We start from the raw sequence: 16,850 nt of genomic DNA, 5'->3' as shown, positions 1-16,850 counted from the left end.
CCTTCACCCCAAAAGCCCGATAAACCATTTCATAATGGCACCGGCACTGAGAACAAGGGCGACAATGAACAAGATTTCCTTCATATTTTTCTTATAGTCACCCTTCTTGCCGGAGTCATTTGTCACAATATACATGGTGCCCAGTGCCATAATTGCAGCGGTGCCAAGCGAAGGCGCCACAATCATGAAGAAGTTGATGAGACCGTTCGTCACATTGCGCACAATGACAATGGGGTCATCGGCAGCCCAAGCAAGACCTGGCACACATGCCGCACTGGCCGCCAGCAGAAACAGAAATTTTTTCGCACCTCTCATGCTGTCACCTCGTTCATTTCTCTCGCCTCTCTGTGTACGGATTGTACATATTCCATGCATATGAGCCTGTTTCTGAAAAAAGACGCGGCTGTCCGGCTTCTGCCGGCGGAATTGTTTGGAGGCAAAAAAAAGAAAGCCTTGTCCCCAAAAACAGACAAGGCTTTCCCCTTATGACAGCCATTGCGGTGGCTGATTTTTATTCCAATAAATGCGCCCCAGCTCATGGTGCGCCAAAAATCCGTCAGTATTGCTGTGGTAGTGAAAGTCGAAATAGTATCCGTCCTTTGGCGGATGGTCGCGCCGCACATGAAAACGCAGCAGGTCCTCGCCGGAACGGGCATCATAGACATGAAAAATCTTTTCATTTTCGCCGCCCTTTGGCCGCTGTGACAAAGCCAGATGCTGCAGGTCTTCCGTTGGCACGTTGCCGGCAAAACCTGTCAGGGTTTGCTCCATGCGCGGCAAGATATCCTGCTTGAACCGGTCGCCGATTACCGGACCAATCTTCGATCCAAACTTCAGCATCGATTGCCGCTCGGCCTCCCCCACAGCGTAGGTGACAAACATAGCCGGTGTAAGACTGGGCGGCTCTTCCTTTAAAGCTTCTTCGGCAGTCAGCCCCTGCCCTTTGGCAGATACCTCCACACCTTTTGCTGTCTTATCGGCTTTTGTATTCTCCAGCAGGCTGGCTGGCGGTGTGACAAGACCGAAGGTCAGGACGGTAATCAGCGTGACAAGCGTCCGTTTTAACCAACTCGGCATATGTGCTCCTCCTATCTCTCTGTGCGGATGCACATTTTGTTTCCTTTATTATACAACAAAAACAGTTTGTTGCATTGTTACAGAAGGGTTACTTTTTTCATATCATGCATGCATAATTTTTTGAAATCTGCCATAGAATTGTAACAATTATCCATTCTATTTGCCGGGAAGGAGGAGCAGTGATGACTTTAACAGCTTTATACATCGGTGTGAGCATTGTCACATTGGCCTATCTCATCCACCAGACACTTACAGACTCATGACGGAAAGAGTGCCGCTGCCTCTTTCCTTTTTTTATTGTAGCGGAATGTGGCGGCGGTTGTCACGCAGGGCGCTTCCCGGCCGGCGCGAATGCAAGATGCAGCAGCACTGCCGCGAGAAGCACGAGACCTGACAAGCCCACCCAGATGCTCCAGCAGGCTGCCAGGCGCACAAGATAGACAGCCAAGGCAGGCAGCAGGGTATACATCCTGGCCTGCTGTCCCAAAAGCAGCACCCGTCCGTTTTGTCCGTACAGCTGCAGCAGCGGTTTACTGGCAAACTCCCTCCAATGGCTGCCGCTGCTTTGATACAGTCCGAGCAGGGCAAATGCCGCAACCAAGAGAGACAGCCACCAAGGCGCAATGTAAGAAGGAACGAGACTATAGGCGGTCAGCTGCCAGTAAAAGGAGCGGCTGGGGCTTGTCCGGAAATAGTCCTTTAAGAAGGAGTCCAGAAAGCGGGCATCGGGTCTGTTCCCCGGCCAAATCCGCTTGGACTTCGGGAATAAGGCTGGCTTCTTATCATGCACCGGCTTTTGCACCTGGCCGCTTCCCAGTACAAGAATGGACGTCCAGCGCATTGCTTCTGCCCGTTCCAGCACTGCTTCCCGCAGAAACCCTCCCTGATCGGCAAGCCGCTTCTTGACAAGCAAAGCAACAAGACCAGCCAGAACAATAGGCACACATATCCAGGCGGAGATGGGCAAGCGAGCAGCATACACACTTCCCCATAAGGCATACCAGCCGCCAAGAAAGAATGGGATTTGCAGCAGCCCGCGCTTCCATTTGCCCCCGAAGCGGAGAGCAACAAGTCTGTTCAGCAGAACACCCGCCCATCGGATGAAAATAAAGCAAAGAACCACCCGCAGCAGTTCTCCGGCTCCAAGCTGCAGCAGCGGCCAAAAGAGCGCCGCCGCCAATATGCTGCTGCATGCGACCCGCATCCCTGTATACGCTGTCCCTCTCCATCTAATGCCCCGCAGCAAATGGGGCTGCTGCAGCAAAAATAGGCTGTCAGCCTCCTCCAAAAAGGAGCGTGCCTGCCGGCCATAGGTAACGAGGTACATACCGAACAGCCAGGCCGTGCCAGGCAGCGCCCTGCTCCAAGGCGGTGGGTCCAGCCACAGAGACCGGTAGTACAAGCCGGCAAACACGAGGGCGGGAATGATACAATATAGGGCAACGGTCCAGTCCGCCACTGTGCGAAGCGATGTCATTTTTTGCTTCCACTCAGACAGCAAGCGTTTAGAGAACAAGCGCTTATCCATGGCGAAGCTCCGTCAACACATAGAAGCATTCCGTTAAAGGCGCACCAGGCATGCGGCAGCGTCCCTGCAAATCCGCGAGGCTGCCGTCCGCTACAAGTGTTCCGTCCGAGACAAGCAGAAATCGTTCACAAAGCCGTTCTGCCGTATCCAGCACATGGGTACAAAGCAGGATGCCGGCACCGCGCTGCCGCTCCCTCTCCAGCAGCAGCAGAAAATCCCGTACAGCCGTTGGATCCAGCCCGACAAACGGCTCGTCCACAATATACATCTGCGGCTGCGCCAGAAACGCCAGAACCAGCATGGACTTTTGCTTCATTCCTTTGGAAAACTGTGTCAGGTATTCGTGCTTATGCTCGGTCAAACGGAAAATCCGCAGCAGCTCCTCTCCTCTCTCCTCCCAGCCCTTAAACTCACGGACAGCCGCCAACAGCTCCAGATGCTCCCATAGAGTCAGATAATCATAGTAAATGGGCTGCTCCGGCACATAGGCATACGCCCCTTCTGGAAACATCACATTCCCCTTCACATGCGGCAGCAAGCCGAGAATGGCTTTAATGGTCGTGCTCTTGCCGGCTCCATTCGCCCCAATGAGGGCCACCAGTTCCCCCTCCTGAATCTGAAAGAAAACATCTTGAATGCTCGCTTCCTCTGTATATCCTGCCGTTGCAATTTCAACCCTCAGCACCCTATCTCCTCTTCCCAAAATTTCCATTTCCTTCTATTCTAGCATGCCAGCTACAGTACAGAAAATTCTTTTTTATGAATAAGTTTCTAGTAATATGCTTTGTACTTGAAACGCCGATGCATATTACCATTCACGGCTGTCCAAATTCATGGTATAGATTTCTCATTTCCAAGGGGCAATGAACCTGCACTGCACACCAATAGCAACATGTAACACAGCATACAAAGAAGGCGAGTGCCAAATGAGAAGGCACTCGCCGGAATAATCTGCTACGGTCAGGACTGTCTCACCAGGGCTCGGTGCTCCAGCAGCAGCTGCAGCCACTGCGACGGCCTCCGGTACGACTCTGCCTGATCCTCTCTGCTTGGCGTCAAGTATAAGTGCCAGCTTAAAGCGCGCTGTACACAGGCCAACTGGTCTGTGATCAGAAGGGCCTGCTTCAGCTTGTCTTCCTCCGCAAATTCCTTCCACGCCTCCAAGTAGTACGGGCGGAAACGATTCACCATGTCCAGCCATTCTGCCTCTGAAGCAATCAGCTCATCCAGCGCATGCCAGAAAATGCGGGTACTGAAGAACGGATGTGTGATGGAGGCATCGCCCCAGTCAAAAAAGAACGGCTGCCCATCCACAATACGAATATTGGCGGAATGCAAATCCCCATGCTCAATGCTGTCGGGCAGACCAATCGCTATCAGCTGGTCACACATATCCAGCAGTTCCTCCTGCAAATCCAGCACCTGCTTTGCTTCTTCCTCGGCCAGCCCGGTGGCACACATATCAGCCAAATGCTCGCGAATATCCCGCTTCAGCACCGGAATACGGCGGTCCGGTACGCCCATTGTCAGCAATTTTTCAACCTGCGCCGCCTCCGCTACCTGCAGCTGTGCATAGGCACGCAGCGCCCCCTGCCACAGAGCATGATCTGTTTGCCCGCGCAACGGTGTACCGCCAAGGCCCGGCATAAGCAGCCAGCCCTCTGTTTCCTGCGTATCCAGCACGGCGGCCGTATTGGCATGAAGCCCGGCAAGGTGGCGGGTCAATGCAGCTTCATGGCGGGCCGCGGTGCCTGTTGCTTTCAAATATACATCCCCCGCGTTTGTACCCATTCGCTGCACAAAGCTGAAATCAGATGCCTTGAGCTGCACCAGCTCTCCGGTCAGCTGCCGGCCGGCATGCAAGACTGCCTGCTCTCCCCATGCCCAAGCCTTCTCGTGCCATCCGGCCTGAAACCACGGAGCGCGCAGCTCTGGCGGCTTCTTTTCGGCGAGCCATGCCTGCAGGGCAGGGCGGTGCGCTTCACAATTCGGCATGATTTGCAAATCGCCCCGCTTATGCCACTGTCCTGCATGCTCCGCCGCAAAAGCCTCGTACAGAGAGAATACCTCCCCGTCCGCTGCTTCATGACGGCACAGCTCCCGGCCAATGGCCACAGGCAAGCCGCATAGTCTTTGAACCTGCTGCTGCAGCAGTTCCACTGCTGCCTTCTCTTGTTCTATTTCTACGGACGGAACAAACCGCACATGGTGTCCCCTCTTGTCGCTTATGATGACAGAAGCCTTCATATCATAGAATCCTCCTTCCCTGATCCGCCATCCGTACAGGCGGCAATTTTTAGTACGTTCTACTTTTCTATGAAAATCTCCTTCCCGCATACAAACAGGCAGCTGTGGGGGCACAGCTGCCTGTTTGTATGTTAGTGCCTTTGGGCAGAAACCCTTATACTCCCATGACCCGCTCTACTGCCTGCATCACCCGGCTGCGGGAATACGGCTTCACAATGAAATCCTTTGCTCCGCTGTGAATCGCCGCCAGCACCATCTTGCTTTCCCCCTGCGTGGAACAAACAATCACGTTTGCCTGCGGGTCTGTCTCCTTCATTTTCCTAATCGCAGTAATGCCATCCATGGCGGGCATGACAATATCCATAAACACTAAATCCGGCTTCACATATGCATACATATCCACAGCAGACAAGCCGTCTGAAGCTTCAATTACTTCCGCCTCCGGGAAGCTTTGCTGCAGAATATTGGAAATCAGGCGGCGATTCAGCGGCAAATCGTCCACTACCATCACACGCTTCACCATTCTCATGCCTGCTTTAGGACCTGCCTCGGAAGCAGGCGGCTTCTCTGCCGGCGCATTCTGCAACGCAACCTCGCCCACTCCTAAATAACGCAGCTTCTCAAGCAGCGTACCTGTCAAGAGAGTCCCCTTCTTCACCAGCAGCAGGCCGCTGTCTGTAAGTACATCTTCAGCCAATACACTGTCTGGCTGCACCTCTACAATATGAACCGTTTCCTTCATCCCTGCCACCCCTTATCCTTCAGATTGCAGGAAGTCCTTCTGCAACTGCTGTATCGTCTCTGCCTGCAGGCGCCACAGCTGCTGTTCCGTGCCGTTCACTGCAGTCCAATCCAACGTATGGCTCTTTATTATATCCTCTATATCTTTGCACACTTGAGCCATACGGGCCGCTCCCGTATTTAAGCTGATGCCCTTCAAGCCGTGCACAGCTTCACGCAGCCGCTGTATATCCTGCTGTATCACCGATTGTCTGATGACCTCCAGCAATGACGCTGCTTGCTCCTCAAACAGTTCGACAAGCTCGAACAGAAATTCTTTCCCGCCCAGCTCCCAGAGCTCCTGGATCATGTCCCGGTCCAGCAGTTCTGCCGATGGGGTTGATTCAGGCGCCTGCCGGCAATTCTCCTGCTCCTTTACAGCCAGCCAATGCTGCAGGCTCCGTTGAATTTCTTGTACAAGGATCGGTTTGGACAAGAAATCATCCATACCGGCCGCAAAGCAGCGCTCCCGGTCCTCCGCCATTGCATTGGCCGTCATGGCAATAATAACAGGCTGCCGTTCTGTATACTCACGGCGGATGATGCGGGTAGCCTCCAAACCATCCATATAAGGCATTTGCACATCCATGAAGATTACATCATAGGACTGCTTCTTCAGCTTGTGCAGCACCTCTTCCCCGTTTACAGCCAAGTCTACCTCGTAACCGATATTTTTAAAAACACGAACAGCCAGCTTCTGGTTCACCACATTGTCTTCCGCCAACAAAATGCGGGCCTCAAGGCGAAGAGGGCCCTCCTCCGGCAGGGCCGCAGCCGAACCGGAGACAAGCGCTTCTTCCTTCACTGCTGCAGCCGGGATATGGAAAGTAAACACAGATCCCCGCCCCTCCTCACTCTCGGCACGGATGGTGCCATTCATAATCTCCACCAGCCCGGCGCAAATCGCCAGTCCAAGCCCGGTGCCGCCGTACCTTCTGCTGATTGAGGAATCTGCCTGTGTAAATGGAGTAAACAAAGATTCCATTTTATCCTGTGGAACACCGACGCCTGTATCACGTACAGAGAACTCCAGCTGTACCTGTTCATCTGACTCATATGCCTGCACTTGGATACACACCTCTCCCCGTTCCGTAAATCGCACGGCGTTGCTGACAAGGTTCAGCAGCACTTGTCTAAGCCGTACTTCGTCCCCCATAATCACTCTTGGAACAGATGAGTCCATCTCATAATATAACTCTATGCACTTTTCCATCGCCAAAGGCTTCAGCAAATTCACCGTCAGCTTCAGTGTTTCCTCCAGACGCAGCGGCATGCTCTCGCTCTCCAGCTTGCCGGATTCAATTTTAGAGAAATCCAAAATATCGTTAATCACCGAGAGCAGCAAACTGCCGCTGCTGCGAATGGTATCCACATACTCCCGCTGCTCCTCCTGCAGCTCCGTATCCGACAACAGGTCTGTCATGCCGATGACCGCATTCAGCGGTGTACGCAGTTCATGGCTCATCGTTGCCAGAAATACAGATTTCAGCTCTGTTGCCCGCTCGGCCTGCTCCTTGGCCAGGCGCAGCTCCTGCTCGGACAGGATCCGGTCCATAAACTGGCCGAGGCGATATGTGATTTCCAGCAAAACGGTTTGCGACCTTTCTGTCAGCGCCTTGTGCCGCTGCAGCTGTAACACGCCGAAGCACTTCTCCTTATAAACGACTGGCACACAACAGGAATTCTCTTGGTGCACTGGTTTCCTCGACACAAATGCCCGGGACACTGCATGTTCATCCTCCACAGCCACCTTCAGGAGCATCTGGCTTCCCTCTGGCTGCAAGAAGCAGCCGCATGCTGTAGGCTGCCACATACGGCAAGCCTCGCTGTCCGTCATGCTCTGCAGCAAGGGAAGAATCTGGTCCATGGCTTCCTCCACATCGCTGGATGCAATTAACACCTCAGAAATGGTTTTTTGGGATTCCAGCAAACGATTTGCTTCCTGCAGAGCGGTATGCTGCTGCTGCAGCTTGCCGGACAGCTCTTTTACTTCCTGCAATGCTGTTTGATGGGACTGTAGCAAAAATAAGAAGTCAGTCATGTTGTCATAGAGAGGAAAATCCTTTAAGGATAAGCCAAATCCCCCCAGATTGGCCAGATCGGTAATCCATGGCGATACCAGGAAGCATACCTGTTCCTGTAAAACATGGACTTGCCCCTTCAGCTTGAGCCCGTTTTGCCCCTGCAGAATAAATAAACTGTCCTGATGCTTTCGCAATGAATGGAACTCCAGCACGGCTTTTGGCTTATGAATAGAAAAATATCGGCCGATATGCTGGCCCGGCTGCATTTCCGGATATAGGCGCTGCAGCACATGGCCGGCGCTCACAAGCTGCAGATTCTGATCTGCCACAATATGAAAAGGAAACAATTCCAAAAAATCGGCGCTTTTCTCCCACCTGCTGCTCATTATGCTTCTTCACCCCGAATGTGTATGAAAAACTCATCATAATCCGCCTTTTCACTTCTCCCGGCCGCCAGTGCAATGTCTGCCTGCACCTGAAAACGCAGGGCCAATCCCCTCAGCAGACCCGCAATCATTGGCGTCAGCCCCCGCCGTGTGGAATAGTAACGCACAATCAGCCTGTTTTCTCCCAACTCTTCCACTTCAAAGGAAGGAGGATCCAAATCCGGCATAAGCAGTCCAACTCTTGTGTGCAGTTCATCCAGATTTTTTACAAAGTCAACAAAGTTATCGCCGGCCAGATTCAACATTTCTCCGTATCCCTTTTGCACGGTGTATATCACCCAGTGCGTTCCGAAGGTCTCCAAGATTTCTTCTCCCGGCACGCCCAGCACTTGAGAGGCTGCCTCCACCAACCGGTATGTAATTTGATCATCATACGGCTGCATACTCACAAATCCTGCAGCTTCTACCCCGGCTGTTTTCTTGATTTCCTCCCACGTCTGTTCCCCATAGCTGTCACAAATCAATTGTTCAATCCCTTTGTTTACCAGTCCGTACATATGCAACGATCCTCCCTGCCCACAAGCAGAATATATTCAACGAAATAATCTATATATATTTATAATCATTATAATTAGTATTGTATTAAAATATAAAATAGAAAGCCATCTATAATTTTCATGTAAAAAATGGTTGTAGACAAATAAGCAATGGCCTCTTTCCGCATTCTATAAAGCTCCTCTGTACATTGAAAGCAGGGAAAGGCCAAATTGCCGTGGTGCTCCAGCTTTGGACTTTCAATCATGTCCGCATCTACGGACAGGGCTCCCTGCAATGCTTCAGATAAACTGTCAGCACATGCCTGTTTGTATCTGATTTGTTATCCTCCTTTTTGAGTACACAAAAAAGCCCGCCTCTTTATGCGAGAGGCGGGCCGAATCCGCGGTACCACTCTTATTGTCCTATGGGACACCTTTCCCGTCCATAACGGGGCTGGGGTCCCCCGGTTCTCCCTGCTGCTTTCGGAAGAACGTCTCCGAAGTGCGCTTTCTCTGCCCTTCTGTGCGCCAGGCTCCCACCGTCCCCGGCTCGCTGCGGCCTCCAAGCAGACTACTCTCGCCATCTCCGGATTTACAAAACTTGCTCATTAGCTATTGTAACGAAATTCTCCGGAAGTGCAGTCCTTTTCCAGGACGCCAAAATGGAATTTCGCGCTTTTGCGGCGATAGACGGAAAATCCGTACCGCTCAAAGCGCGGACTGCGGAAGTGATCCTTCAGCACCACGCGGCTGCGCGCCACCCGTTTTGCCTCCTCAATTGTTTCGTCCGCAATCTCATCATAGAGGGCAAAATGCTTCAGCCCCCGGATGCCATCCGACTCCAAAATACTCTCCTCAAACATAGGATCCAGATACACCACATCATAGGATTGGTCGGCACATGCCCGCAGCACAGACGCATGATCCCCCTGCACCACTTCAATCCGGCGCATCGCCTCATTCATCTCCGGCACATCTGACTGCCATTCCCGCAAACCCTTTTTCACGAGATAGGCCATATAGCGGTTTCCTTCAATGCCGGTTACCCGCCCCTTGCTGCCGACTGCAAAGCTGGCAACAATTGCATCAGAAGCCATACCCAATGTGCAATCGAGCACTGCCATGCCGCTTTCCAGCTGAGCCGCCTGCAGGAACGGATCGTGCTCCCCTCTCAGCAGCCGCTTGACACGAAAGCCGGCGGAGTTTGGATGAAAGAAAAAGGATTCCTCGCCGCGGTGCGGATAAATCTCCAAACGATTTTTGCCCACCACAAGCACATCGTCGCGCAAACGCTTTCGTAAATCAGCGACTGCCGCATCCCGCCGCAAGACAAACAGACTGTCCAAATCAGCAGCCACTTTTTTGGCATACTGCACCATCTCTTCATTCGTTCTTCCTGCTGTTGTAATAATCATATGTTCACCGAATAGAAAAAAGGGAGACAACGCTCCCTTTTAGCAATGCTGATCAAATGCATCAAGCAGATTGCTCATGATGCCTTCCATGGAGTTTCCTTCAATTTCATGGCGGTGGATGAAGTGTACGACTTCCTTGCCCTTCAGGAGTGCCATGGATGGAGAGGATGGCGGAATGTCATCAAAGTAAGAGCGCATCATCGCTGTTGCATCCTTATCCTGGCCGGCAAACACTGTCACGAGATGGTCAGGGCGCTTTTCCGCACGAAGCAGCGCCTGTGCGACTGCCGGACGTGCAAGGCCGGCTGCACAGCCGCACACGGAATTGACGACAACGAGTGTTGTGCCTGTTGCATTTTCTACGTATTGCTCCACCTGCTCGGATGTTGTCAGCTCTTCAAAGCCGGCGCGCACAAGCTCCTGGCGCATGGGAATGACCATTTGTCTCATATATTCTTCATATGCATTCATGGGGTTTGCTCCTTCTTGTTATATTCTTTCCTTATGATACCATGGCAGGACGGGCAGGGCAAAGGAAAGGCTATTATCTCCTTCCTTTGCGGTCCTCCAAGCTGCAGGCCCCGTTCTCACAGTGGCCGACCGGCACGATTTTGCGCCGCGCGGCAATCCAGTCATACAGCGGCTGCCCCGTTCCCGTCCAGAGCGACAGCTTCAGGAATGGCACTGCTGCCCAATACGCCGGAATTTGGCAGGCAAGGGCATATACAGCCCCTATGCCTTCATGCCACTTGCCGTCATAGGCGAACATGCGCTGATTCATCCGCTCCTGCTGTTCTCTTGTTAAACCATACTCCTCAATGACCGCCCTCTCACGAAATGACACAAACCTTGTGGCGTTCCGGACATCCAGCTTTCTCGTCCGCTCCGCAATTCCCGTGCAAAGCGGACACCAGCCATCATAAAAGACGGTGAGCATCCATCATTCCCCGTTTCGGTATTCAGTCATTTGCTTCCAGACAGATCCCTTTGCTTCTTCGCCGCCTTCAATCCGTTCCAGCGCCAGGCGCGCCTGCATCGCAACTTCAAACTCCGGATCCTCCTGCGCTTCCTGCAGCGCCGGAATTGCACTCTCGTCTCCCGTTTCAAACAGGAACATGGCCGCCCGCCAGCGGACAAGCTTGCTCGGGTCCTGCAGCGCCGCAATCATGACCTGGATGGCGTCCGGATCACCGATATCTGAAAGACAGTCACCCGCTGTGCGGCGCACGCTGGCTGACTTATCCTCCATCGCTTCGTACAGGAGCGGCAGCACCTTTTCCCCCTTAATCATGCCGAGATAGGCAACCGCAAGACGGCGGATGGACGGCTTTTCATCATGAATGGCTTTTGCCAGCACCGGCAAATCCTCTTCTGTCGGATTCATCTGCTCCAGAGCGGCATAGCGCTTCTTCCAGTCGGCGTCCTCCATCATGTCCTCTGTTACCCGGTACGGCTCGCGCTTGGCCACCTGAATTTCGGTTACGCCCGCTTGCTGCAGGATATCATCCACCAGGGAGCGGACCCGTTCCTCCGGATAGGCAGCTGCAATCTCCTCCACGACCTCCTGGCCAATTTCCTGCACATCGCCGTAGCGTGTGCCCTGCTCCACCCATTTGCGCTCCTTCACGACGTTTGGCGCCGACATTTGCAGCTTCATGATGGAGCCCTTGAAGTAATCCGGAAGGCCAAATCGCGTTTCACTTTCGCCATCCAGCAGCTTGACCTGCATCGGAATGCCGTAAAACATCTGATGGAATACCTTCACTTCCCCATAAGGCGTCTCTGCGGATCCGCCTGCCTGCGCTTCCTCCGCATCCTCGCCGAACACGGCACGCACCTGTTGGAGAATCAGCTTCCAGTCAAATTTGGCATTGCGCTCCACAGCCAGGAAGTCCGCTACGTGGTACACACCCTTTACTCCTTCAATCTGTAAAATCTGCTGCACCTTCTCAGGTGCCTGCATCGCGTTCTCGCGTGTATAATTGTGGCGCTTGCCTCCGGACAGCTCTTCATTCAGGATGACCTTCATGGTATTCGGGCTCGGCGTTGGTTCAATTGCTTTAATCTTCAACGTACTCTCTCCTTTACTGCTATATGTATATATCATTTCTGTTTCTTTGCTTATAACTCATCTAAATTTAAGCACATCTATCGGCTGTTTCGCAATTGAATCGCATCAGGCGCACTTGCAACAGCAGTATATCTGCCCTATACGGTATGTGATATTTCAAGAAAGACTGGCTCAAATCCGCCCCTCCTTTCTGGAAGGCTCCGATACGAGAGCTTTTCTCCGACGCTTTCACGGATTGCCCTGCAACGTTTCCCCATTTACATACAAAAGGGGACTGACCTGAATCAGTCCCCGTACGCTTCTACGCCTCCTGCAAGTCCGGCTCCGGCTCTGTCTGCCGTCTCCGGTCGAGAAACGCGATACTCTCGATCAAGACATCTGTTTGATACACGCGCTTGCCTTCCTTCTCATATCGGCTGGTCCGAATTTGCCCGGTCACAGCAATCAGCCGTCCCCGCTGGCAATATTGCGACATAGCTTCAGCGGTGCGCCCCCAAAGGGTACAGCTGATGAAGTCGGTTTCCCGCTCTCCATCCCGTCCCCGGTACACACGGTCGACAGCGATGGTCAGCCGGGTGTATGCTCTGCCGCTGGACGTATGGGCAAGCTGCGCGTCTCTCGTCAGCCGCCCCGTAAGTGCTACACGATTAATCATCCTTTTTCACCTCACTTTTGTTTCATTGTAGCCGAGAAAATGAAACAGGTAAAAAAAGGGAAATAAGGACTTCTTACATAGATGGGGGCAAATTCTCCCGGAGGTTTTCTCTTTGACAAGCAGGCAAAGAAAAAACTCCCGCTGAAGCGAGAGTTTTTTTCTCAATCATTTCTCGTAAAATAAGAAACAAGACGCAGAATCTCCATGTACAGCCAAACAAGCGTCAGCATTAGACCGAGCGCGCCGTACCATTCCATATGCTTCGGCGCTCCGTAGTGGGCACCCCGCTCAATAAAATCGAAATCAAGCACTAGGTTCAAAGCGGCAACAACAACCACAATTGCACTGATAATGATGCCGACTGTGCCGCCCTGATGCAGAAACGGGACCGCCACGCCGAACAGCTGCAGCACCATGGAGAGCAGATACATCAGCGCAATGCCCAAGGTCGCCGACAGCACGCCCATGCGAAACTTGTCTGTTACTCTGACAATACGGGTTGCGTACAGAAGCAGCATAGCAAACAACACGGCAATGGTGAGCAGCACAGCCTGCAAAATAAGCGTATCGCCAAACCGCAGCGCATACCAGGCGGACACGCTGCCCAGCACGACGCCTTCCACCGCCGCATACACCGGGGCTGTCACAGGCGTAATGCGCGGAAAGAACACAGATGCAAAAGCGATGATGGCTGCCGTAATGACCGCGCCGCCAATCACACCCATGCTCATCTGATTCAGTACAACCTGCATGTAAGAATAGACTGCCGTTCCCAACAACAACACCAGCATAATGAATGTCTTGCCGACTGTGCCGCCGACAGTCATCGTTGCTTGTGAAGCACCAGTGCGCCGAAAAGCCTCTTCCCGCAGCATCGGATTATTCGTTCTCATGAGAACACCTCCAATAAGTTCATATGACCATTATACGAGATTTTGTCCTTTTCTTCAATACTATGCACCTACGCCTTCAAACCTTCCACGATTTCGGACAATTCTTCCCACCGTTCCATCGCGCGTTCCAGCTCCTCCTCCACACGCTGCTGCTCCTCTGATACAGCCTGTGCACGCGTATAATCAGAGCCAACCTTCTCGAGCTCTTCGGCAAGCTCCTCCAGCTTCGCTTCCAGCCCGGCAATCCGGTCTTCAATCGTATCCCACTCGCGCTGCTCGTTGTAGGAGAGCTTCCGCTTCTTCTGCTTCGGCTGCTCCTCACGCTTTTTCTCCTTCACAACCTCTGCCTTCAGCAGCGCCTCCTGCTGCTTCCGTTCCTCCAGATACTCGCTGTAGCTGCCAAAGAACACACGCACGCGCCCCTCTCTTTCAAACACAAACAGCTCCTCGGCTGTTTTATCCAGGAAATACCGGTCGTGTGACACTGTGATGACGACACCCGGGAACTCATCCAGATAGTCCTCCAGCACCGTCAACGTCTGTGTATCCAGATCATTGGTCGGCTCATCCAGCAGCAGTACGTTCGGCTCGCTCATCAGGATGCGAAGCAGGTACAAACGGCGGCGTTCCCCGCCGGACAGCTTGCGGATCAGCGTGCCGTGCGTACGAGGCGGAAACAGAAAGCGCTCCAGCATTTGGGAAGCGGAAATGACCTTGCCGTCTGTTGTATGGACAACCTCCGCCGCTTCCTTAATATACTCGATCATGCGCTGATTGAGGTCCATATCCTCTGTTTCCTGCGTGTAATAGGCAATTTTCACCGTTTGGCCCACTTCAATTTCACCGCTGTCCGGTGTCAGCTTTCCGGTCAGCATATTCAGCAGCGTGGACTTGCCGCTGCCGTTCGGCCCAATGATGCCGATGCGGTCTCCCGGCTTGACAATATAGCTGAAGTGATCCAGCACCTTCCGGCCGTCAAATTGCTTCGTGACCTCGTGCAGCTCCAGCACCTTTTTGCCGAGGCGGCTTCCGCCAAGCGAAATATCCACCTGCTGCTTGGCAGCGGGGCCTTCCTGCTTGTTCAGCTCATCAAAGCGCTGCAGCCGGGCTTTTTGCTTTGTCGTCCGGGCTTTGGCGCCGCGGCGCACCCAGGCAAGCTCGCGCCGGTACAGATTCTGCCGTTTTTCCTCTTGGGCGATTTCCTGCTCCTCACGCAGAGCCTTCGCCTCAAGGAAAGCACCGTAGTTGCCTTCATAGCTGTACAGCTTTCCGTTATCGAGCTCTAAAATCCGGTTTGTCACCCGGTCGAGGAAATAGCGGTCATGCGTCACCAGCAGCAAGGAGCCGGTATAACGGGACAGGTATTCCTCGAGCCATTCAACCGTTGCATGATCGAGATGGTTGGTCGGCTCATCCAAGATGAGCAAATCCGGCGTTTGGATCAGGCTTTGGGCCATCGCCACCCGCTTCTTCTGTCCGCCCGAGAGCGTGCCGACCACCGCTGTAAAGTCGTGGATGCCGAGTTTTGTCAATAACGCCTTCGCATTGGCGCTCGCATCCCAGGCATCCATAGCGTCCATACGCTGCTGCAGCATAAAAATATGCTGCTGCAGCTGCTCGTTCATCGGGTCTTTTTCTAAATCCAGCAATGCTGCTTCATACTCGCGCAGAAGCCGAATCAGCGGGGTATCGCCGTAAAAGACTTGCTCCAGCACCGTCAAATTTTCTGCAAACTCCGGCTGCTGGGCCAGATAGCTGATGGTATAGCCGCGTGTCTGGGAGATTTGCCCCTCATCCGCCTGTTCAAGCCCCGCCAAAATTTTCAGCATCGTAGATTTTCCGGTGCCGTTTACCCCGATGATGCCGATGTGCTGCCCCTCTGTAATGCTGAAGGACAAGTCCTGAAACAGCGGCTTTTCCCCATATGATTTTGATAGATGCTCGACAGTCAACATTTTCATATTTCTGCATTCCACTCTTTCATAAATTGTTCAATAAACTGCTCCATATACCGATGGCGCTCCTCTGCCACCCGCTTGGCCGCCGCTGTATTCATCAAGTCTTTCAGCTTCAGCAGCTTTTCATAGAAATGGTTCAGCGACGGGTCATTGGATTTCCGGTACGCTTCCTTTGTCATGGCTTCGCGGTATGGCACATTCGGGTCATACATCAGACGGCCCTTTGCTCCGCCGTATGCAAACGTGCGGGCAATGCCGATTGCGCCAATCGCATCCAAACGATCCGCATCCTGTACAATTTTCCCTTCCAGTGTCTCCACCTTGCCGCCATGCCCGCCTTTAAAGGACATGTTTGTAATAATATGCAGGATGTGCTCCTGCTCTTCCCTGCTGACATCCAAATGCTCCAGCCAGCTCTGTACCTTCTGCAGGCCGGCTTCCTCGCTCTCATTCAGCTTTTCATCTGCAACATCATGCAAGAGGGCCGCCAGTTCAATGACGAACATATTGCCGCCCTCACTCGCTGCCAAGGCGGCAGCCAATTTATGTACACGCTCGATGTGATACCAGTCATGTCCGCTGGCGTCACCGGCCAAAATTCCCTTTACAAAAACGATGGTTTGCTGAATTTTTTGTTCGTTTGTCATCATCATCACCCAATTTCCTATTGTACCACAGTCTGCCCTCGTTCGGGAGAAAGGCGGTGTGGTGCTCTATTGAACAAAAAAACTGCCGGAATCCATCCAGCAGCCTCTCTTACGCCTGCAGCGCTTTTGCAATGTCCTTCTCCAAATCCTCCGGAACCGTCTGCGGCGCGTAACGGTCCAGCACCTTGCCGCTCTTGTCCACCAGGAACTTCGTGAAGTTCCATTTGACCGCCTTGGAACCGAGCACGCCCGGGGCCTCCTTGCACAAATACTTATACAAGGGATGGGCTGTCTCGCCGTTGACGTCAATCTTGGCAAACAGCGGGAATGTCACACGGTAGTTCAGCTCGCAGAAGCCCGCAATTTCTTCCTCTGTGCCCGGCTCTTGATTCATGAACTGGTTGCACGGGAAACCAAGAATCTCCAAGCCTTGGTCCTTATACTTCTCATACAATGCCTGTAATCCCTTGTACTGCGGCGTCAGGCCGCATTTGCTGGCAACGTTGACAATGAGCAGCACTTTGCCCTCGTAATCACGGAGCGTCTTCTCTTCACCTATAATGGTGCGGACAGAAAAATCATAGACTGTCATCATGCTTCCTCCCAGTATCTAGTATTGGTTTCATCTTACTG

At 52.9% G+C, this 16,850-nt stretch carries 17 protein-coding genes; all 17 read right to left on the bottom strand.

From position 1 onward, the window contains the following. Positions 1-3: 3 nt before the first annotated feature. A complete protein-coding gene (locus tag NK662_RS10395) occupies positions 4-315 on the bottom strand; it encodes a hypothetical protein (RefSeq protein ID WP_254758854.1) in 312 nt (103 codons plus the stop codon). Between the two features lie 168 nt (positions 316-483). After that, positions 484-1,077, bottom strand: a complete 594-nt coding sequence (locus tag NK662_RS10390) for a YpjP family protein (RefSeq protein WP_254758853.1) — start codon at positions 1,075-1,077, stop codon at positions 484-486. Between the two features lie 322 nt (positions 1,078-1,399). Further along, the gene (locus NK662_RS10385) at positions 1,400-2,605 is read right to left on the bottom strand and encodes an ABC transporter permease (RefSeq protein WP_254758852.1); all 1,206 of its coding nucleotides are present in this window, start codon (positions 2,603-2,605) and stop codon (positions 1,400-1,402) included. Beyond that, positions 2,598-3,290 (bottom strand): ABC transporter ATP-binding protein, encoded by a 693-nt coding sequence (locus NK662_RS10380; protein ID WP_254758851.1) that lies wholly within the window; start codon positions 3,288-3,290, stop codon positions 2,598-2,600. Before NK662_RS10380 ends, NK662_RS10385 begins: the two co-directional genes overlap by 8 nt. Before the next feature lie 275 nt (positions 3,291-3,565). Then, positions 3,566-4,852, bottom strand: a complete 1,287-nt coding sequence (locus NK662_RS10375) for an aminoglycoside phosphotransferase family protein (RefSeq protein WP_254758850.1) — start codon at positions 4,850-4,852, stop codon at positions 3,566-3,568. Positions 4,853-5,006: 154 nt separating this feature from the next. Then, the gene (locus tag NK662_RS10370; RefSeq protein WP_254758849.1) at positions 5,007-5,594 is read right to left on the bottom strand and encodes a response regulator; all 588 of its coding nucleotides are present in this window, start codon (positions 5,592-5,594) and stop codon (positions 5,007-5,009) included. A 12-nt stretch (positions 5,595-5,606) separates the two neighbouring features. After that, on the bottom strand, positions 5,607-8,042 hold the full coding sequence (locus NK662_RS10365; protein WP_254758848.1) for an ATP-binding protein: 2,436 nt from the start codon (positions 8,040-8,042) through the stop codon (positions 5,607-5,609). Then, a complete protein-coding gene (locus tag NK662_RS10360) occupies positions 8,042-8,599 on the bottom strand; it encodes a heme NO-binding domain-containing protein (RefSeq protein ID WP_254758847.1) in 558 nt (185 codons plus the stop codon). The genes NK662_RS10365 and NK662_RS10360 overlap by 1 nt, the downstream gene beginning before the upstream one ends. A gap of 587 nt (positions 8,600-9,186) precedes the next feature. Further along, on the bottom strand, positions 9,187-9,993 hold the full coding sequence (locus NK662_RS10355) for a class I SAM-dependent methyltransferase (RefSeq protein ID WP_254758846.1): 807 nt from the start codon (positions 9,991-9,993) through the stop codon (positions 9,187-9,189). A gap of 39 nt (positions 9,994-10,032) precedes the next feature. Further along, complete coding sequence (locus tag NK662_RS10350) at positions 10,033-10,464, bottom strand: BrxA/BrxB family bacilliredoxin (protein WP_254758845.1); 432 nt, start codon at positions 10,462-10,464, stop codon at positions 10,033-10,035. Positions 10,465-10,537: 73 nt separating this feature from the next. Continuing rightward, entirely contained in the window at positions 10,538-10,930 is a 393-nt protein-coding gene (locus NK662_RS10345; protein ID WP_254758844.1) for a thiol-disulfide oxidoreductase DCC family protein, read from the bottom strand. Positions 10,931-10,933: 3 nt separating this feature from the next. Next, positions 10,934-12,064 (bottom strand): conserved virulence factor C family protein, encoded by a 1,131-nt coding sequence (locus tag NK662_RS10340; protein WP_254758843.1) that lies wholly within the window; start codon positions 12,062-12,064, stop codon positions 10,934-10,936. 301 nt (positions 12,065-12,365) lie between these two features. Next, positions 12,366-12,719 (bottom strand): single-stranded DNA-binding protein, encoded by a 354-nt coding sequence (locus tag NK662_RS10335; protein WP_254758842.1) that lies wholly within the window; start codon positions 12,717-12,719, stop codon positions 12,366-12,368. Between the two features lie 161 nt (positions 12,720-12,880). Then, a complete protein-coding gene (locus NK662_RS10330) occupies positions 12,881-13,612 on the bottom strand; it encodes a Bax inhibitor-1/YccA family protein (RefSeq protein ID WP_254758841.1) in 732 nt (243 codons plus the stop codon). Between the two features lie 68 nt (positions 13,613-13,680). Beyond that, on the bottom strand, positions 13,681-15,573 hold the full coding sequence (locus NK662_RS10325; protein ID WP_254758840.1) for an ABC-F family ATP-binding cassette domain-containing protein: 1,893 nt from the start codon (positions 15,571-15,573) through the stop codon (positions 13,681-13,683). Continuing rightward, the gene (locus tag NK662_RS10320; RefSeq protein ID WP_254758923.1) at positions 15,570-16,217 is read right to left on the bottom strand and encodes an HD domain-containing protein; all 648 of its coding nucleotides are present in this window, start codon (positions 16,215-16,217) and stop codon (positions 15,570-15,572) included. The genes NK662_RS10325 and NK662_RS10320 overlap by 4 nt, the downstream gene beginning before the upstream one ends. A gap of 109 nt (positions 16,218-16,326) precedes the next feature. Next, positions 16,327-16,809 (bottom strand): glutathione peroxidase, encoded by a 483-nt coding sequence (locus NK662_RS10315; protein ID WP_254758839.1) that lies wholly within the window; start codon positions 16,807-16,809, stop codon positions 16,327-16,329. Between the last annotated feature and the right edge of the window lie 41 nt (positions 16,810-16,850).

Source organism: Ectobacillus ponti (assembly GCF_024294785.1).
GTDB lineage: Bacteria > Bacillota > Bacilli > Bacillales > Bacillaceae_G > Ectobacillus > Ectobacillus ponti.
Note: the sequence above shows the minus strand (reverse complement) of the source record. Positions and strands in the feature narration are given on the sequence as shown.